We start from the raw sequence: 19,001 nt of genomic DNA on the forward strand, positions 1-19,001 counted from the left end.
CCTCGCGCACCTTGTCCAGCGCCTGCTTGTACTTGCCGCCCTTGATCAGCTCTTGCGCGGCCTGCAAAGGCTTGCCCACGTCCGGGCGCACGGCTTCCTGGGCTTGCGCGCCCAGCGCCAGCGCCACGGCCGCAGCAGCCAGGGTCTTCTTGATGGTGATCATGGGTCGGACCGGGTTACTTCACGAATTGCTCGTTGCCCACCATACCAAGCTTGGTCACGCCAAGCCGCTGCGCGCTCGCCAGCACCATCGCCACCGACTTGTACTCAACGAGCTTGTTCGGCCGGATGTGCACTTCCGGCTGGTCAGCTTGTGCTGCAGCTTGTGACAGTTTGCTTTCCAGCGTCAGGCGGTCCGGCAGCGCCTCGCCATTCCACAACACCGTCCCGTCGAAATCGATGTCGATCGTGACAACCACCGGCTCCTTGGTCGGCGGCGGCGGGTTGCCCGCGGGCATGTTCAGGTTCACGCTGTGCAGCTGGATCGGGATCGTGATGATCAGCATGATCAGCAGCACCAGCATCACGTCGATCAGCGGCGTGGTGTTGATGTCCACCATCACCTCCGGGTCGGCGTTGCCGCCACCACCCAATGTCATTGCCATGTTCTGTGCTCCTCAGCCTTTGGCAGGCGGTTCGGTGACGAAGCTGATCTTCAGGATCGCCGCGCGCTGGCAAGCGAAGATCACGCGGCCCACCGATTCATAGCGGCTCGCCTGGTCGCCGCGGATGTGCACTTCCGGCTGCGGCGTCATCGTCGCGATCTTCTTGAGCCGCTGGAACAACGCCTCGTTGTCGGGCACCAGCTGCGCGTTCCAGAAGACGTCGCCCTCCTTGCTCACCGAGATCTCGATGTTCTCGGGCTTGGTCTGCCGGGCGATGTTGGTCTCGCTCGGCAACTTCACCGGCACCGTCTGCGTGACCACCGGGATCGTGATCAGGAAGATGATCAGCAGCACCAGCATCACGTCCACCAGGGGCGTTGTGTTGATGCTGGAGACGACCTCGTCGTCCCCGCCGTCGCTGCCCACGCTCATGGCCATGGCGTCACTCCTCGTCTTGGCTGAACAGGGCCGATCAGCGGGCCGCGGCGCGCGCGCCCATCAGCACGCCATGCAGGTCGGCGCTGAAGCTGCGCACCGACTCCATCGTCACCTTGTTGCGGCGCACGAGCCAGTTGTAGCCCAGCACCGCAGGCACGGCCACGGCCAAGCCGATGGCGGTCATGATCAGCGCTTCACCCACGGGGCCGGCCACCTTGTCGATGGACGCCTGGCCGGCAATGCCGATGGCCGTCAGCGCGTTGTAGATGCCCCAGACGGTACCGAACAGGCCCACGAACGGAGCGGTGGAACCCACCGTCGCCAGGAAGGCCAGGCCGTCCTGCAGGCGCGACTGCACGTCGTCCACCGAGCGCTGCACGCTCATCGTCACCCAGGTGTTGCGGTCGATGTGCTCGGTGAGCGCGCCTTCGTGGTGGTCACCGGCTTCGATGCCCGTCTCGGCGATGAAGCGGAAGGCGCTGCCTTGCTTGAGCGTCTTGGCCGCATCACCCAGGCTGGCGTGCTTGAAGAAGCCACGGCGCGCCGCCTTCGATTCGCCGCTGATCTTCATGCTCTCGTACAGCTTGGTGATGAGGATGTACCAGCTGCCCAGCGACATGATGAACAGGATGCACAGCGTGCCCTTGGCCACGAAGTCGCCCTGTGCCCACAGCGCTTTGATGCCGTAGGGGTTGTCCACGCTTTCCTTGGTGGTGGTGGCTGCCGGCACCGGAGCGGCGGCCGGTGCGGTGGTTTCAGCAGGCGCTGCCGTCGCGGTGGCGGCCGGGGCGCTGGCCGGCTCCTGGGCCAGCGCAGGCACTGAGCCCACGGCCATCATCAAGACCAGGAAGAGGCGGGAGAAGAAAGACTTGCCGAGATACATGATCGATTTCCAATCCGAAGAGAAATTCAAACGATGGGTGAGGCGCTGGCTGCGGCAGCGCTTATTGAATGGAGTAGCCGAACGGCACGAGCACGGCCACGTCGTGGCCCTGGCCCTGGCACTTGTACTCGGCCACCACCTTCATGCTGGCGCGGGCGAAGATGGGGTGCGAAGCACTGACCACCTTGACGTCCTTGACGGCGCCGCTGGCACTGACGGTGAAGCTGATGAGCGCCTCGCCTTTTTCGATGCCCTGCCGCTGGGCGTCACGCGGGTAGGCGACGTCGCCCATGACCGACGTGTAGTTGGAGCAGACCACCCCCGCGGATACCGGGGCAGCCTGCGCCGGAGCAGCCACCGCCGGGGCCGGCGTGGCCTTGAATTCCTGCGGAGGCGGTGCCACCGGCGTGGCGGTGATGGCCGGCTGAGGCACCGGCTGGGGCGCGATCTGCACCTCGGGCGGCGGAATGAACGGCGGGGGCGGCGCCTCCATCTTGGGCGGCGGTGGCACCACCTGTTCGGGCGGCGGAGGCGGCTTCTTCACCTCCTCGATCACCTTGGTGTCGATGGGCGCCTTCACCACGTCGACGACCTTCTTCGCCAGCCCCGACACCAGGGCCCAGACGATCAGGGCATGCAAGCCGATGACGAAAGCCAACCCGCCGAGGTGCCGCCGCGGGTCTGCCTGTTGTCGCGAAAAGTTCATCCCCTCTGACTCCATGCTGAGGTATTCGGGCATGGGGTGTGGAACGGACCACCTGATCCGTCATCGCCCCTGGACGGTACCAGTTTAGTACCAGTAATACCAGTGAGTCAACGCAAGGAGGGCAGGGTAAACGCGAGGTTCTGCGCTTCCTACGAGGAAGGCAAGGCTACGGCATGGCTACGTGGACAATACCACTCTAATGCCAAATATTACCAATCGATGGGGGGCGTGCCGGGGAGGAGGCGCTGGAGCAGTGCATTGACCTGGCTGAAGTGGCGGCAGCCGATGAAGGGTTCGGGCGGCCTGCGCGCCGATAGCGGGGAGGGATGGTTGGCGGTGAGCACGTGATGGCGCGCTTCATCGAGCGACGCGCGCTTGCGCTGGGCAGAGCCGCCCCACAGCAGGAAGACCACCGGATGCGCCTGTGCCGCCACGTGGGCGAGCAAGGCGTCGGTCAGCGTCTCCCACCCGCGGCCCGCATGGCTCTGGGGCCGGCCGTCCTCGACGGTCAGCGCCGTGTTGAGCAGCAGCACACCCTGACGCGCCCAGGCGCTCAGGTCACCCCGCGCACATTGCGAAGGTGCGCCGGTGTCGGACTCGACCTCCTTGAGCATGTTGCGCAAGCTGGGCGGCAGCTTCTGGCCTTCATAGACGGAGAAGGCGAGTCCCTGCGCCTGGCCCGGCCCGTGGTACGGGTCCTGGCCGAGGATGAGCACGCGCACGTCCTCCGGTGCGGTGAGCTCCAGCGCTCGGAAGATGGTGCCGGGATACACGATGGCACCTTCGCCCACGCGCTGGTCCACGAAGCGCGCGAGCGATTGACCCTCGGGTGATGCAAGGAAGCGGTCGGTCACGGGCATCCATGCCGCCGGGACACGCGCGAACACATCCGCCAGCGGCTCACGCAGTCGGTTGTCGATGCCGGCGGGGTGTTCGGCGAAGAGATCGCCGGAACTCATCCGAACAACAGGCCCAGCGCCGCGCCCGGGTCGGCCGCGCGCATGAAGGCTTCGCCGACGAGGAAGGCGTGCACGTCGGCATCGCGCATGCGCTTCACGTCGGCCGGGCCGAGGATGCCGCTTTCGGTCACCAGCAGGCGGTCGGCCGGCACGTGCCTGAGCAGGCCCAGCGTCGTGTCGAGCGTCACCTCGAAGGTGCGCAGGTTGCGGTTGTTGATGCCCACCAGCGGCGTCTTCAGGCGCAGTGCGCGGTCGAGTTCGGCGCCGTCGTGCACTTCCACCAGCACCGCCATGCCCAGTTCCAGCGCCTGGGCTTCGAGGTCGGCCATCAGCGCATCGTCCAGGCAGGCAGCGATGAGCAGGACGCAGTCGGCACCCATCTCGCGCGCTTCGGCGATCTGGTAGGCGTCGACCATGAAGTCCTTGCGCAGCACCGGCAGTGCGCAGGCAGCGCGCGCCTGCTGCAGGTAGGCGGTGGCGCCCTGGAAGAACTGCACATCGGTCAGCACGCTCAGGCAGGCAGCACCGTGACGCTCGTAGGTCTGCGCGATCTCTGCGGGACGGAAGTCTTCCCGCAGCACGCCCTTGCTGGGGCTGGCCTTCTTGATCTCGGCGATGACACCGGCCCGGCCCGCACCGATCTTGCCGCGCAGGCTGCCGATGAAGTCGCGCACACCGCCACGCGCTTCGGCGTCGCGGCGCAGCGAGGCGTAGTCGCGCTGCTTCTTCGCCGCAGCGATCTCCTCGCGCTTGACGGCGACGATCTTGTTGAGGATGTCTGAACTCACTTGAAAACCTCCGTGCTGCGCACTGCGGTGCGAGCCTCTTCGGGCGGCCGGGCGAGGCTCATGCTGCGCTCAACTTCTTCGTGCTGTCCACGAACTGATCCAGCTTCGCTCGCGCCTTGCCCGAAGCAAGCACGTCGCGCGCCAACGCCACGCCGTCGGCCATGGTGCCGCAGACGTTGGCCGCATACAGCGCCACGCCGGCATTGAGGATGACGATGTCGCGCGCCGGCCCCGGCTCGTTGTCGAGCACCGACAGCAGCAGTGCCTTCGATTGCTCGGGCGTCTCCACCTTCAGCGCACGGTTGCTGGACATGGTGAGGCCGAAGTCCTCGGGATGGATCTCGTACTCGTGGATGCCGCCATCCTTGTACTCGCCCACCATCGTGGCCGCACCCAGCGACACCTCGTCCATGCCGTCGCGGCCGTAGACCACCACCGCATGCTCGGCGCCCAGGCGCTGCAGCGCCCGCACCTGGATGCCCACGAGGTCGGGGTGGAACACGCCCATCAGGATGTTGGGCGCATCGGCCGGGTTGGTCAGCGGCCCGAGGATGTTGAAGATGGTGCGCACGCCCAGCTCCTTGCGCACCGGCGCGACGTTCTTCATCGCGGGATGGTGGTTGGGCGCGAACATGAAGCCGATGCCCGTGTCGGCAATGCACTGCGAGATGGCCTGCGGCGGCAGCGAGAGGTTCACACCCAGCGCCTCCAGCACGTCGGCGCTGCCGGACTTGCTGGACACGCTGCGGTTGCCGTGCTTGCTCACGCGCGCGCCGGCCGCGGCCGCCACGAACATGCTGCAGGTGGAGATGTTGAAGGTGTGCGAGCTGTCGCCGCCCGTGCCCACGATGTCCACGAGGTGCGTGCGGTCGGCCACGTCCACCTTGGTGGAGAACTCGCGCATCACCTGGGCGGCGGCGGTGATCTCGCCGATGGTTTCCTTCTTCACGCGCAGGCCGACGAGCAGCGCAGCCATCATCACCGGCGACATCTCGCCGCCCATGATTCGGCGCATCAGCGCCAGCATTTCGTCGTGGAAGATCTCGCGATGCTCGATGGTTCGCGTGAGGGCTTCGTTGTTGGTGATGGCCATGGGAGCTTCCTTCGCGTCAGGCGTTGAAGTGGTCGCGGAACGAGCGGATGGCATGGTCGATGCCGGCGGCATCGACGTCGAGGTGGGTCACGAAGCGCAGGCGGTACAGGCCCGTGGCCAGCACGCCGCATGACTTCAGGTGCGGCAGCAGCGTCTGGGCCTTCTCGCCTGCGACGTCGACGAAGACCATGTTGGTCTGCGGCGGCTCCACCGTCACGCCGGTGATGCCTTGCAGGCCGTCGGCCAGGCGCTGCGCGAGTGCGTGGTCGTCGGCCAGGCGGTCGATGTGATGCTCGAGGGCATGCAGTGCGGCCGCGGCGAGCACACCGGCCTGGCGCATGCCGCCGCCCAGCATCTTGCGGGCGCGGTGAGCCTGCTTGATGAAGTCGCGCGGGCCGACGAGCGCCGAGCCAACGGGTGCGCCGAGGCCTTTGGAGAAGCACACCGACACGCTGTCGAAGTGCTTGGCAATGTCCCTGGCCGGAACACCCAGTTTGACCGATGCGTTGAATAGCCGTGCCCCATCCAGATGGGTCGCCAGGCCACGCCTGCGCACCAGCTCCGCGGCCTGCGCCATGTACACCATCGGCAGCACCTTGCCGCCGATGGTGTTCTCCAGGCACAGCAGGCGGCTGCGCGCGAAGTGCGCGTCGTCGGGCTTGATGGCGGCCTCGATGTCCTTCAGCGCGAGCGAGCCGTCGCCCTGGTGCTCCAGGGGCTGCGGCTGCACGCTGCCCAGCACCGCCGCACCGCCGCCTTCCCAGCGGTAGGTGTGCGCGAACTGGCCGACGATGTATTCGTCGCCGCGCTGGCAATGCGTCATCGTGGCGATGAGGTTGCCCTGCGTGCCCGTGGGCACGAACAGCGCCGCCTCCTTGCCCAGCATGGCGGCGATGCGCTCCTGCAGTGCGTTGACCGTCGGGTCGTCGCCGAACACGTCGTCGCCCAGCGGCGCGCGCATCATGGCCTCGCGCATGGCCGGCGTGGGTTGGGTGACGGTGTCGCTGCGCAGGTCGACCGTCTTCACGCCCGTCACGATGCCAGCTCCAGGAAGTTCTTCAGCATCGCGTGGCCATGCTCGCTGAGGATGGACTCCGGATGGAACTGCACGCCCTCCATCGGCGTCTTCGTGCCGACGAAATCCTTGTGGCGCACGCCCATGATCTCGCCATCTTCCGAGGTGGAGGTGACTTCCAGCACCGACGGCATGGTCTCGCGCTCGATGGCCAGCGAGTGGTAGCGGATCACCGAGAACTCGCGCGGCAGGTTCTTGTAGACGCCTTGCTGGTCGGTGGTGATGACGCTGGCCTTGCCGTGCATCTGCCGCTGCGCGCGGATGATCTTGCCGCCCAGCGCCGCGCCCATGGCCTGGTGGCCCAGGCACACGCCGAGGATGGGCAGCTTGCCCATGAAGTGCTGGATGGCACTCACGCAGATACCGGCCTCGGCGGGCGAGCACGGCCCGGGCGACAGCACCAGCTGGTCGGGCCTGAGTTCGGCGATGCCTTCGAGCGCGATCTCGTCGTTGCGGAACACGCGCACGTCCACCCCCAGCTCGCCGAAGTACTGCACGAGGTTGAAGGTGAAGCTGTCGTAGTTGTCGATCATCAGCAGCATGTCAGAACCCCTCTTCCACGAGTTCAGCGGCACGCAGCAGGGCGCGGGCCTTCGCCTCGGTCTCTTTCCATTCCAGCTCGGGCACCGAATCGGCCACGACACCCGCGGCCGCCTGCACGTACAGCGTCTGGTCCTTCACGATGCCGGTGCGGATCGCGATGGCCACGTCCATGTCGCCCGCGAAGCTCAGGTAACCGCAGGCGCCGCCATAGATGCCGCGCTTGACCGGCTCCAGCTCGTCGATGATCTCCATCGCACGGATCTTGGGCGCGCCGGTCAGGGTGCCCGCTGGGAAGGTCGCCTTGAGCACGTCCAGGCTCGTCATGCCCGGCTTGAGCAGGCCTTCCACGTTGCTCACGATGTGCATCACATGCGAGTAGCGTTCGACCACGAAGGCCTCGGTCACCTTTACGCTGCCGGTCTTGGCGATGCGGCCGATGTCGTTGCGCGCGAGGTCGATCAGCATGAGGTGCTCGGCGCGCTCCTTCGGATCGGCGCTGAGTTCGACCTCCAGCGCCTTGTCCTGCTCCGGCGTCGCACCGCGCGGCCGGGTGCCGGCCAGCGGCCGGATGGTGATCTTGTCGCCCTCGGGCGTGTGCTCCTGCCGCACCAGGATCTCGGGCGAGGCGCCCACGATCTGGAAGTCGCCCATGTCATAGAAGTACATGTAGGGCGACGGGTTCAGCGAACGCAGGGCGCGGTACAGCGACAGCGGCGACTCGGTGTAGCGCTTGCGCAGGCGCTGGCCGATCTGCACCTGCATCATGTCGCCGGCGGCGATGTATTCCTTGGACTTGAGCACCGCGGCGATGTACTCATCCTTGGGGAACTCACGCTCCACGCCGTGCGAGGTGCCGCGCTTCACGGCCGGCGCCGTCACGCTGTAGCGCAGCTTGTCGGTCAGGTCGGACAGGCGCCGCTTCGCCCGGTGGAAGGCCTCGGCCTCGGCCGGATTCGCATAGACGATGAGGTACAGCCGACCCGACAGGTTGTCGATGACCGCCAGTTCCTCGCACTGCAGCAGCAAAATGTCGGGTGTGTCGATGCCGCCGGTCTTGTGCGTCTTGGCGAGCTTGGGCTCGATGAAGCGCACGGCGTCGTAGCCGAAGTAGCCGGCCAGCCCGCCGCAAAAGCGCGGCATGCCCGGTCGCAGCGCCACTTTGAAGCGCTTCTGGTAGTCGGCAATGAAGTCCAGCGGGTTGCCTTCGTGCGTCTCGACCACGGCGCCGTCGGTGACGACCTCGGTCTTGAAACCCGTGGCCCGCAGCAGCGTGCGCGCCGGCAGCCCGATGAAGGAGTAGCGCCCGAAGCGCTCGCCGCCGACGACGGACTCCAGCAGGAAGCTGTTCTTGCCGCCGCCCGAGGCGTAGGCCAGCTTGAGATAGAGAGACAGGGGGGTTTCCAGATCGGCGAAGGCTTCGGCGATCAGGGGGATGCGGTTGTAGCCTTCGGCGGCAAGGCTCTTGAATTCAAGTTCGGTGATCACGGTGGGGGCCCTCCACAGCCCGCATGGGCGCGCGAAAACGCACGCTTGGGGAGTTGCTGAAGTTCGATGGCGCGGTCCGGATGGGACCGCAGGTCATCGCTGGGGCCGAAGGGCGGCTCATGGTGCGAGCAGCAGCCTGCGGCAAACAAACCTGTCGTGGCCTGGAAAACTCAGGCGCTGATGGGCCAGGCCCGCCAGGGCCATGCTCCCCGGTCGTGCGACCCCTTGGTTTGCTTGCGCGGTGTGAACATCCGAAAAGTGTAGCAGGGGCGGAACCCTGTCACGCAAGTCCGGGCGTGCACCAAGTCCAAGCGTGACTTGTGCACTCGACCGCACGGTCGTGCGAAGTCACACTCACGGGTGTTGTTTAGACTCATCGGTCTAGTTTGGGAGTTGCGCCGTGATCCGTCGCCAAGTAGTTGCTTTCGCCCTCGCCGCCGCCAGCCTGCCGCTGTCGGTCCTTGCTGCTGACACCGTCGAAGCCGGCGGCATCAAGCTGGACACCACCGCGACGGTGGCCAACACCAAACTCCAGCTCAATGGCTACGGCGTGCGCTACAAGGCGGTGTTCAAGGTGTATGCGGCCGGCCTGTACCTCAACGGCAAGGCCACCACGCCCGAGCAGGTGCTCAACAACACCGGCCCGCGCCGCATGCACATCGTGATGCTGCGCGAGATCGACGCCAACGAACTGGGCAAGCTGTTCACCAAGAGCATGGAGCAGAACGCCTCGCGCGAGGAGTTCTCCAAGATCATCCCCGGCGTGATCAAGATGGGCGAGATCTTCGCTGCGCGCAAGAAGCTCGCTCCGGGCGAATACTTCTCGGTGGACTACATCCCCGGCCAGGGCACGAGCATCGTCGTGATGGGCAAGCCCGCCGCCGAACCGATCAAGGAGCCTGAGTTCTACACCGCGCTCATGAAGATCTGGCTGGGCAAGGTGCCCGCCGATGCGCAGCTGAAGGATGCGCTGCTGGGCCAGGGCAAGTCGGCCGCGAAGGACCCGTTCAACTGACGGCCTGCGGACCTGCCGTTCCTGCCAAGGGCGCCTGCTGGCGCCCTTGTTCATTCCAGGCGCTCGAAACTTTCGACATCTTCCGGCGGGGTCCCTTGCGCATCATCAAGCGCATGGAGACGGACTTCGCAGCCAGCCACGCGCTCGCGTTTCATGACGAGTTCGCCGATGGCGCATTGAACCTCGACAAGTGGCTGCCCTGCCATCTGCCGCAGTGGTCGTCCCGCGTGCTGGCCGCTGCCCGCCATGACTTCGCGCTGGGCCATCTGCGCCTGCGCATCGACCCCGACCAGCCGCCCTGGTGTCCGGAATACGACGGCGGCGTGCGCGTTTCCTCGCTGCAGACCGGGGTGCAATCAGGACCCCTGGGCAGTACCCGCGGGCAGCACCGGTTCAACCCACGCAGCGTCGTTCGCGAGGCGCAGCAGCGGCGCATCCTCTGCGCGCCCACCTTCGGACGATTCGAGCTGCGGGCCCGGGCGAACATCCCGCCGGGCACGCACGTGGCGCTGTGGATGATCGGCATCGAGGACGAGCCCGAGCAGTCCGGCGAGATCTGCGTGTGCGAGATCTTCGGGCGCCATGCCACGCCCGAATCGACACGCGTGGCCTTCGGCGTGCACCCATTCGGCGACCCGGCGCTGGTCGATGACTTCCGCGAGGCCGAGCTGCCCATCGACGTGCGCGAGTTCCACCTCTACTCGGCGGACTGGACACCTCGGGGCATCACCTTCCACGTCGATGGTCAGCAGATCGGGCACGTGGCGCAATCACCGGCGTACCCGATGCAGCTCATGCTGGGCATCTACGAGCGCCCTTCCGAGACCGGCTCGCCCACCCAGGCCCTGCCGCAGGACAAATCGTTCGTGATCGACCACTTGCGGGTGCATCGCCCGGTGGAAAGCGCCGGGCTGTGATGCCCACATCGTCACGCCCACCGCAACGCATCCAGCCGATCGACGAAACCATCCGCATCCACCGCCGTCACCGGCTCGCCGTGGTTGTACCCATAGGTCACGAGCACCACCGGGCAGCCGGCCGCACGCGCCGCCTGCGCATCGTTGCTGGAGTCGCCGATCACCAGCGTGCGCTGCGGCGAGGTGCCCAGCGCCTCGCAGGTCTTGAGGAGGGGGAGCGGATCGGGCTTCTTGCGTTCGAAGGCATCGCCGCCGAAGACCAGGCTGAAGCGGTTGGCCAGGCCTTTCATCGCGAGCAGGTCGCGCGCGAAGGCGCCGGGCTTGTTGGTCAGGCAGGCGAGCTTGAGCCCATGCGCCGCCAGTGCCGCCAAACCTTCGGGCACGCCGGCATAGACATCCGAGTGATCGCCGTTGATGCGGTCGTAGTGGGCCTGGTAGGCGGCCCAGGCCGGCTCGTACGCCGACGCCGGCCCGCCCACGTCAGCGAGCACGCAGCGGATGAGATGCTCGGAGCCCTTGCCCACGCTGCGCTCGACGAGCTCGCGCGACACCGCCGGCAGCCACAGGTCCGCGAGCATGCCGTTGAGTGCGGCGTGGAAATCGCCCAGCGTGTCCACCATGGTGCCATCGAGGTCGACGATGGCCGCGTCCAGCCGGTCGTGGTTGAAGTGGATCGTGTTCACGGCCACAGAATACGCCACGGAAAATTCGCGCATCCCTGCGCCGCAGTCGGAGTAACAAACTCACGCAGCCCCGACCGGCGCAAGGGCGTAAGCTGCGCGCCTGCCTTTGGCTGAGCCACAACACTCGGAGGGGACGGCGTGGACGAGCTGTCGAACGGCGCGCAGGGCTATGGCCCGGTGACGCAGTTGCTGCGGCGCTGGACGGACGGCGACGATGCCGCCCTGCACAGCGTCGTGCCCATGGTCTACAAGGAATTGCAGCGCCTCGCAGGAAGGCACCTGGCCCGCGAGCGCGATGGCCACACGCTGCAGCGCACCGGCCTCGTCCACGAGGTGTTCCTGCGCATGTCCAAGGGCAGCGACATGCAGTGGCAATCTCGCGCGCAGTTCTTCGGCCTGGCCTCGCGGCTCATGCGCCACATCCTGGTCGACCATGCCCGCGCGCGGCTTGCCGACAAGCGCGGTGCCGGCGTGCAGGTGCTGCCGCTGGACGAGATCGAAGGCGTGGCCAGCGAGGCCTCGCCTGTCGACCGGCTCGATGTGCTCGCCCTGGACCGGGCCCTGCAACGGCTGGAGCAGCTCGACGCACGGCAAAGCGAGGTCATCGAGCTGCGCTTCTTCGGCGGCCTGAGCGTGGAGGAAACCGCCACCGCGCTCGACATCTCGCCGGCCACCGTCAAGCGCGAATGGGCCTGTGGGCGTGCCTGGCTGCTGCGCGAGCTGGGCGGCGGCACGGCGCGCCCTGCCGGAGGTGCCGCATGACCCACGCGATGGATCCGCAGGCATGGCAGCGCCTGAAAGTCCTGCTGGCCGAGGGGCTGTCGCTCGCGGTCGAGGAGCGTCCCGGGTTCATCGACCGCGTGTGCGGCGAGGACGATGCCTTGCGCCGCGAGCTCGAATCCTTGCTCGCCGCCAGCGACCTCAGCGGCACGCCGCTGGACTCGCATCCCAGCGAGCAGCTGCTGGACGCGCTCGGCATGCCGTCCACGCCGGCCTGGATCGGCCGCCGGCTGGGCGCCTACCGCCTGGTGGCGCTGATCGCGCGTGGCGGCATGGGCGAGGTCTACCGAGGAGAACGGGCCGACGGCCAATACGAGCAGCAGGTGGCCGTGAAGCTGGTGCGCGAAAGCCTGGACCGCGAGTTCCTGCGGCAGCGCTTCGACGCGGAGCGCCGCATCCTCGCCACGCTGGACCATCCCAACCTCGCCAAGATGCTGGACGCCGGCATGGCCGACGACGGCTCGCCCTACTTCGTGATGGAGTTCGTCGACGGCCAGCCCATCGATGCTTACTGCGAATCGGGCCAGCTGGGCATCGAAGCGCGGCTGCGCCTGTTCCGCACGGTGTGCCAGGTGGTGGAGTACGCGCACCGGCAAGGCGTGGTGCACCGCGACCTGAAGCCGAGCAACATCCTCGTCACGGCGCAGGGCGTGGTGAAGCTGGTGGATTTCGGCATCGCCAAGCGCATCGGGCCGGCCGGCGGCACTGCCGTCACGGCCACGGCGCAGCGGGCCCTGACGCCCGAATACGCCAGCCCCGAGCAGGTGCGCGGCGAAGCCGCCACGCCGGCCAGCGACATCTACGCGCTGGGCGTGGTGCTGTATCGGCTCCTCACGCACGCCAGCCCCTACGGTGACACGACCGGCGACAACTACGCCCTCACCCGCGCCATCTGCGACACCGAACCGCTGCCGCCCAGCCGGGCACACGATGCCGCAGGCCAGGCGCCGTCACGCGCCTTGCGGCGCCGGCTCCAGGGCGACCTCGACGCCGTCGTGTTGATGGCGCTGCGCAAGCAGGCCGATCACCGCTATGCGTGCGCCGAAGCGCTGGGCGACGACATCTTCCGGCACCTCGAAGGCCTGCCGGTGCAGGCACGGCGCGGTGCCCTGAGCTACCGCCTCGGCCGGCTGCTGCTGCGCCACAAGGCGGTGGCGGGGGCGGTGCTCTTCGCGAACGTTGCACTCATCGCGGGCATTGGCGTGGCGAGCTACCAGGCGGTGCAGGCCCGGCAGCAGCGTGAACGCGCGCAGCACCATGCGCAAAGCGTGCGGCGCTTGGCCAACAGCTTCATGTTCGAGGTGCACGACGCCATCGCCGAGCTGCCCGGCACCACTGCGGCGCGCAAGCTGCTGGTGCAGAACAGCCTCAAATACCTCGAGGAACTCAGCGCCGAATCGACCGGCGATGCGACGCTGAGGATGGAGCTGGCCATCGCCTACCGCAAGATCGGAGACATCCAGGGCCGCGCATTCACCGCCAACCTCGGCGACCCCGACGGTGCCCTCAAGAGCTACGCGCGGGGCGTGGCGCTGCTCGACGGCATGCCGGGCGAGGCGGCACAGCGCGAGCTGGTGAACCTGTACAAGCGCCAGGCCGGCGTGCTGGTGATGCGCGTCGAATCAGCCGGCGCGCTGGCCGCAGCGAGCAAGGCCGTCGCCATCGCGCAAGGGATCGCCAATGCGCATCCGGATTCCGAAGCCGACCTGATGCTGCTGGCGACCACGCATGGCCAGCATGCGCAGGCCATGCAAGGCGCCGGCAAGATGGACGACTTCATGGTCGAGTCGGAAAAAGCCGCCACGCTGCTGCGGCGCGTCCTCGCGCGCAACCCCGATCAGCGCGATGCGCAGCTCTACCTCAGCAGCCACTATTCGCAGCTCGGCGATCGCTACCTCGAACGCGACACCACGCCCGAAACCTCGAAGCTCGCCTACGACGCCTTCAGCCAGGGCGTGGCGCTGCTGGAGCGCGCACTGGCGGCCAAGCCCGACGACGCCCTGATCTCGGCCCGCATCGGTTCGATGAGCGACGACGTGGGCCGTGCACTCCTGCGCCTGAACCGGCCGGCCGAAGCCCGCACGCAGCACCTCAAGGCGCTTGCCATCTGGGACAGGCTCAGCGGTGCCGACCCCGCCAATGCGCGCTACCGGTTCGAACGTGCGCACAGCCTGGGCCAGCTCGGCACGGCGCTCATTGCCACCGGCGACACCAAGGAGGCGCGGCAACGCCTGCAAACCGCCGTGGACATCTTCGAAGGCCTGCCCGCCGGTTCACAGCAGGACGCCTACCCGCGCTACACCCAAGCCGCCAACCTGTTCCACCTCGGCCAGGCATTGCTGGCGCAGGGCGACAAGCCGGCGGCGAAGCAGCGCTACGAACAAAGCGTGGCGATGCTGGACGACGTGGAGAAGCGTTTCGGCACCGGTGCCGGCAACGTCAGCGCGCAGGACGTGCGCGCCGCCATCGAGCGCCTCGCCTCGGCGCATTGAGCGCACCCGGCCAGAAAAACACTAGCCAATCTTGCGGAATAGTTAGATCGACGCTCGAACTAATGTGTTACCCCAATGCGCGCCTGATGGCCCGCCCGTAACTTTCGCTCGCCTTGCCGCTGCGCACTGGCCATGCGCTGCAGCGGGTGCCCGAACGCCTCGCCGGTCGACACCGGCCGTGGCCACGGGCCCACCCACCCGCAACCCATTGCCGAGAACGCCATGAGACACGCCGCCCTTCTCGCCGCAGCCGCACTCGCCCTGGCGGCGAGTGCCGCCGCACAGGCCGCCACCACCGTGCTGACCGTCACCTCGTTTCCGAGCTTCGACGAGTCGGTGAAGATCGCCATCCCTGCCTACCAGAAGCTGCATCCCGAGATCGAGATCAAGCTCACCAGCCTGCCCTACGCCGACCACCACACGGCCATGAGCGCGGCGCTGGCCACCAACGCCAACCTGCCCGACGTGATGGCGCTGGAGATCTCCTACCTCGGGCGCTTCGCCGAATCGGGCGGGCTGGATGATCTTTCCAAGCCGCCCTACAACGGCAAGCCGCTGCAGCCGCAGTTCCATGCCTTCGCCTGGTCGCAGTCCTTCGATTCCACCGGCGCGCTGGTGGCGCTGCCCGCCGACGTCGGCCCGGGCGCGCTCTTCTACCGCAAGGACATCCTCGACAAGGCGGGCGTGAGCATCGAGCAGATGACGCAGTCGTGGGAATCCTTCATCGAGTCGGGCAAGGTGATCCGCGAGAAGACCGGCGCCTACACGCTCACCGGTGCAGCGGACATCTTCAACACCTACATCCGCTCCAACCTCAAGGCCGGCGAAGGCGTGTACTTCGCCAAGGGCGGCCAGTCGCTGCTGAGCACGCCGCGCTTTACGAAGGCCTTCGAGCTGGCGCTGGCCGCGCGCAAGGCGGGCATCGACGCGAAGATCAACCCGTGGAGCCCGGAGTGGCGCGAGGCCTTCAAGCGCGAGAGCCTGGCCACTCAGATGATGGGTGCGTGGCTGGCCGGCCACCTGGCGGACTGGCTCAATCCCGAGGGCGCTGGCAAGTGGCGTGCATCGCAGCTGCCCGGCGGCGCCTTCGCATCGTGGGGCGGGTCGTTCTATGCGATCCCCAAGGCCAGCCAGCACAAGAAGGAAGCATGGGACTTCATCCGCTTCATGAGCACCAACCGCGAACAGCAGCTCGCCTCCTTCCGCAAGATGGGCGCGTACCCGGCCATTCCGAGCGCGCAGGAGAAGTCCTTCCTGGAGGAACCGATTCCCTTCCTCGGCGGCCAACCGGCACGGCTGCTGTGGGCCGAGTCGGCACGGCGCATCCCGAGCATTCCGGTGAACAAGTTCGATCCCGTCGCCAACGAGCTGGTGTCGGCCGCTCTGGACGAGGTGCTGGAAGGCCGCAAGCCCGTGGCGCAGGCACTGGCCGATGCCGACGCTGCACTGAAGCGCCGCGTGCGCCGCTGAGCCTCGCTGCACATGTGGATCGACAATGCCGCCGCAAGCGCCGGTTCCGCCGGCGCGCTCCTGCCCCAGCCCCCAAGGAGAGCGGCGTCCATGGCCAGCACCCCCATCACGGGAGACCAGCGCTTCGTCAAGCACATCAACCGCATCGCGCTGCTGCGGCTGCTGCGCGAGGAGCCGGGCCTGTCGCGCGTGGACCTGGCCGCGCGCAGCGGGCTCACCAAGTCCACGGTGAGCCTGCTGAGCAAGGAGCTGATCGACGAAGGCTGGCTGGCGGAAGACGAGGTGCAGGCCACCGGTGCGCTGGGCCGCCGGCCGACGCCGCTGCGGCTGGCGGGCCGGGGACTCGCGCTCATCGGCGCCGAGCTGGGGCCGGACCGCATCCACGTCGTCAGTGCCAGCGTGCACGGCGAGGTGCAGGAGGCGACGCAAGCCGCGCTTGCCGACCGCACGCCCGACGGCGCCTGCCACCAGCTGGTGGAGATGGTGACCCGGCTGACCGCCAAGGCCACCCGCTCCGGCTCCCGCGTGCTGGGCGTGGGCGTGGGGCTGCCGGGCGCGGTCAACACCGTGACCGGCGTGCTGCAGTTCGCGCCCAACATCGGCTGGCGGCAGGTGGAGGTGGGGCAGCGGCTGGCGCGCGAGCTGCAGCGCTCGAAGCTGGGCGACGTGCCCGTCTACTGCCAGAACGAAGCCGACCTCGCCGCCATCGGGGAGATCGAGTTCGGCAAGCGGCCGGCCGACGATCCGCTCGTGTACATCAGCTGCGGCGTGGGCGTGGGGGCGGGCATCGTGCTCAACGAAGCCCTGTTCACCGGCGCGACCGGTTCGGCGGGCGAGATCGGCCACACCACCTTGCACATCGATGGGCGCCCATGCTCCTGCGGGCGCCTGGGCTGCGCCGAGGCCTACGTCGGTCTCAAGGCGATCGCGCGCGAAGCCGGGCACCTGGACCGCGCGCAGCAGGTCGACCGCGACACCCTGCGCGCCGAGCTCGCCAACCCGCGCATGCGCCGTGCACGGCAGGCCTTCGCGCATGCAGGCGACGCGCTGGGCGTGCTGCTGCAGAACGCCTGGTCCACCTTCAACCCGCAGGCCATCGTGCTCGGCGGTGAAACGGCAGCGCTGGGGGGCACGCATTTCATCGATGCGGCCATCAAGCGATTGAAGTCCTTCGCCGACCAGGCCGGCCTGCCCATGCCAGAGGTGCGCGTGGCACGCCACGGCGAACTCGCTACCGCCGTCGGCGGCGCTGCCTTCGCCATGCATTCACTGATGCGGCCCTATGGCGCGGTCACCACGGCCTTGCGCGTGAACGGGCCGTGAGATCAACACACATCGTCTTCCGCCATGTCCCGAAACATTCAAAACCCGATCCTTCCGGGCTTCCATCCGGACCCGTCCATCCTGCGCGTGGGCCGCGACTTCTACATCGCCACCTCCACCTTCGAATGGTGGCCGGGCGTGCGCATCCATCACTCGCGCGACCTGGTGCACTGGCAGCACCTGTCGTACGCGCTCACGCGCACCAGCCAGCTGGACATGCGCGGCAACCCCGATTCCTGCGGCATCTGGGCGCCGTGCCTGAGCCACCATGCCGGCACCTACTACCTCGTGTTCACCAACGTGCGCAGCTCGCTGGGCTCGTACAAGGACGCGCACAACTACATCGCCACCGCCGAGCATCCGGCCGGCCCGTGGTCGGAGCCGGTGTACGTGCACAGCCGCGGCTTCGACCCCTCGCTGTTCCATGACGACGATGGACGCAGCTGGTTCGTGAGCATGCAGTGGAACCACCGGCCCGGGCACGATCCGTTCGCGGGCATCGTGCTGCAGGAGTGGGACAAGGACCGCCGCGCGCTCACAGGGTCGGTGCAGACCATCTTCACGGGCACGTCGCTGGGCGTCACCGAAGGCCCGCACCTGTACAGGCGCGACGGCTGGTACTACCTGCTGGTGGCCGAAGGCGGCACCTTCTACGAACACGCGGTGACCATCGCGCGTTCGCGTCGCATCGAGGGGCCGTACGAGGTGAGTCCGCACCACCCGCTGCTGACGGCGCACCGCCAGTCGCCGGCCGGGCTGCAGCGGGCGGGACACGCCAGCCTCGTGGACACCGGCACTGGCCAGTGGTTCATGGCCCACCTGTGCGGACGCCCGCTCGAATGGCGGACCGATCCGCCGGCCGACGCGCCCGTCGGCGAATACGCCGGCCTGCATTGCCCGCTCGGCCGCGAGACCGCGCTGCAGGCCATCGAATGGACGGCCGATGGCTGGCCCCGCCTGGCCGGTGGCGGCACCGCGCCGCATCGCGCCGCACCGGCCCCCGACCTGCCGGCGGCACCGATCGAGCAGGAGCCGCCCAGGGACGACTTCGACCACGCCGCACTCAACCCGCACCTGAACACCTTGCGTGCCCCCGCCGATGCGTCGTGGCTGTCGCTCACCGAGCGCCCCGGCTGGCTGCGACTGCGTGGCCGCGAGTCGCTGATGTCCACCTTCGACCAGAGCCTGGTGGCACGCCGGCAGCAGCACTTCCGCTGCGACGTATCCACGCGGGTGGACTTCGAGCCGACGCACTTCCAGCATTGCGCCGGCCTGCTCGCCTACTACAACACCCAGAACCATGCCTACCTGCACCTCACGCACGACGACGCGGCCGGCGGCAAGGTGCTGGTGCTGGCGGTGAACGACCGCGGCATCCTGCGCGAGCCGGTGAAGCCCGTGCCCGTTCCCAGCGGGCCGGTGGACATGAAGGTGGTGTTCCACGCCGACAGCTTCCGCTTCTTCCACCGCCTGGGCGATGCCGACTGGCAAGCCATCGGCGAGCCCCTGCCCACCGCCATGCTGTCCGACGAACACGCCACCCACTTCGACCAGGGCACGCCGCGCAGCTTCGGCTTCACTGGCAATTTCATCGGGCTGGCCTGCCAGGACCTGAGCGGCGGGCGGCTGCATGCGGACTTCGATTGGTTCGAGTACCGGCCTGTGCAAGACTGAGCAGCGCAGGCTCCTGACAGAACGTTGTCAGGGGGGCCCTCCGACACTGCCCAGCCCGCACCAAGGAGAGCC

Annotated in this window: 18 protein-coding genes; 7 read left to right on the top strand and 11 right to left on the bottom strand. The window is 67.8% G+C overall.

Features of this window, described 5'->3' with window-relative positions; translation table 11 throughout:
* Positions 1-176: 176 nt before the first annotated feature.
* From DZC73_RS11475 to trpE, 10 genes are all read right to left on the bottom strand, one after another.
* Positions 177-605, bottom strand: coding sequence for an ExbD/TolR family protein (locus tag DZC73_RS11475; RefSeq protein ID WP_124540408.1), 429 nt, complete (start codon positions 603-605; stop codon positions 177-179).
* A 12-nt stretch (positions 606-617) separates the two neighbouring features.
* On the bottom strand, positions 618-1,043 hold the full coding sequence (locus DZC73_RS11480) for an ExbD/TolR family protein (protein WP_124540409.1): 426 nt from the start codon (positions 1,041-1,043) through the stop codon (positions 618-620).
* 34 nt (positions 1,044-1,077) lie between these two features.
* Positions 1,078-1,926 (bottom strand): MotA/TolQ/ExbB proton channel family protein, encoded by an 849-nt coding sequence (locus DZC73_RS11485; protein WP_124540410.1) that lies wholly within the window; start codon positions 1,924-1,926, stop codon positions 1,078-1,080.
* Positions 1,927-1,987: 61 nt separating this feature from the next.
* Positions 1,988-2,632 (bottom strand): TonB family protein, encoded by a 645-nt coding sequence (locus DZC73_RS30465; protein WP_124540411.1) that lies wholly within the window; start codon positions 2,630-2,632, stop codon positions 1,988-1,990.
* Positions 2,633-2,841: 209 nt separating this feature from the next.
* Entirely contained in the window at positions 2,842-3,591 is a 750-nt protein-coding gene (locus DZC73_RS11495) for a uracil-DNA glycosylase (protein WP_268879040.1), read from the bottom strand.
* On the bottom strand, positions 3,588-4,379 hold the full coding sequence (gene trpC / locus DZC73_RS11500) for an indole-3-glycerol phosphate synthase TrpC (RefSeq protein ID WP_124540412.1): 792 nt from the start codon (positions 4,377-4,379) through the stop codon (positions 3,588-3,590). Before trpC ends, DZC73_RS11495 begins: the two co-directional genes overlap by 4 nt.
* Before the next feature lie 58 nt (positions 4,380-4,437).
* The gene (gene trpD, locus DZC73_RS11505; RefSeq protein ID WP_124540413.1) at positions 4,438-5,472 is read right to left on the bottom strand and encodes an anthranilate phosphoribosyltransferase; all 1,035 of its coding nucleotides are present in this window, start codon (positions 5,470-5,472) and stop codon (positions 4,438-4,440) included.
* Between the two features lie 16 nt (positions 5,473-5,488).
* Entirely contained in the window at positions 5,489-6,511 is a 1,023-nt protein-coding gene (gene ltaE / locus DZC73_RS11510) for a low-specificity L-threonine aldolase (RefSeq protein ID WP_407924105.1), read from the bottom strand.
* On the bottom strand, positions 6,505-7,089 hold the full coding sequence (locus DZC73_RS11515; RefSeq protein WP_124540414.1) for an anthranilate synthase component II: 585 nt from the start codon (positions 7,087-7,089) through the stop codon (positions 6,505-6,507). The genes ltaE and DZC73_RS11515 overlap by 7 nt, the downstream gene beginning before the upstream one ends.
* A gap of 1 nt (position 7,090) precedes the next feature.
* Entirely contained in the window at positions 7,091-8,575 is a 1,485-nt protein-coding gene (gene trpE, locus DZC73_RS11520) for an anthranilate synthase component I (RefSeq protein WP_124540415.1), read from the bottom strand.
* Positions 8,576-8,975: 400 nt separating this feature from the next.
* Here trpE and DZC73_RS11525 point away from each other — a divergent pair, with 400 nt between their 5' ends.
* Both DZC73_RS11525 and DZC73_RS11530 read left to right on the top strand, forming a co-directional pair.
* On the top strand, positions 8,976-9,590 hold the full coding sequence (locus tag DZC73_RS11525; protein ID WP_235835090.1) for a chalcone isomerase family protein: 615 nt from the start codon (positions 8,976-8,978) through the stop codon (positions 9,588-9,590).
* A gap of 95 nt (positions 9,591-9,685) precedes the next feature.
* Entirely contained in the window at positions 9,686-10,507 is an 822-nt protein-coding gene (locus tag DZC73_RS11530) for a glycoside hydrolase family 16 protein (protein ID WP_198414836.1), read from the top strand.
* Positions 10,508-10,518: 11 nt separating this feature from the next.
* Here the strand turns inward: DZC73_RS11530 and gph are convergent, their stop codons facing one another.
* A complete protein-coding gene (gph, locus tag DZC73_RS11535; protein WP_235835091.1) occupies positions 10,519-11,190 on the bottom strand; it encodes a phosphoglycolate phosphatase in 672 nt (223 codons plus the stop codon).
* 138 nt (positions 11,191-11,328) lie between these two features.
* Here gph and DZC73_RS11540 point away from each other — a divergent pair, with 138 nt between their 5' ends.
* The 5 genes from DZC73_RS11540 (at position 11,329) to DZC73_RS11560 (ending at position 18,929) form a co-directional block, all read left to right on the top strand.
* Positions 11,329-11,952 (top strand): sigma-70 family RNA polymerase sigma factor, encoded by a 624-nt coding sequence (locus DZC73_RS11540; RefSeq protein WP_235835092.1) that lies wholly within the window; start codon positions 11,329-11,331, stop codon positions 11,950-11,952.
* Positions 11,949-14,462, top strand: a complete 2,514-nt coding sequence (locus DZC73_RS11545; RefSeq protein WP_161974546.1) for a serine/threonine-protein kinase — start codon at positions 11,949-11,951, stop codon at positions 14,460-14,462. The genes DZC73_RS11540 and DZC73_RS11545 overlap by 4 nt, the downstream gene beginning before the upstream one ends.
* A 222-nt stretch (positions 14,463-14,684) precedes the next feature.
* Positions 14,685-15,932 (top strand): extracellular solute-binding protein, encoded by a 1,248-nt coding sequence (locus DZC73_RS11550; protein WP_124540418.1) that lies wholly within the window; start codon positions 14,685-14,687, stop codon positions 15,930-15,932.
* Between the two features lie 90 nt (positions 15,933-16,022).
* Complete coding sequence (locus DZC73_RS11555) at positions 16,023-17,255, top strand: ROK family transcriptional regulator (protein WP_124540419.1); 1,233 nt, start codon at positions 16,023-16,025, stop codon at positions 17,253-17,255.
* Positions 17,256-17,279: 24 nt separating this feature from the next.
* The gene (locus DZC73_RS11560) at positions 17,280-18,929 is read left to right on the top strand and encodes a glycoside hydrolase family 43 protein (RefSeq protein WP_124540420.1); all 1,650 of its coding nucleotides are present in this window, start codon (positions 17,280-17,282) and stop codon (positions 18,927-18,929) included.
* The last annotated feature ends 72 nt before the right edge of the window (positions 18,930-19,001 follow it).

Origin of the sequence: Rhizobacter terrae (assembly GCF_003852895.1) — a bacterium.
Classification (GTDB): Bacteria; Pseudomonadota; Gammaproteobacteria; order Burkholderiales; family Burkholderiaceae_C; genus Albitalea; species Albitalea terrae.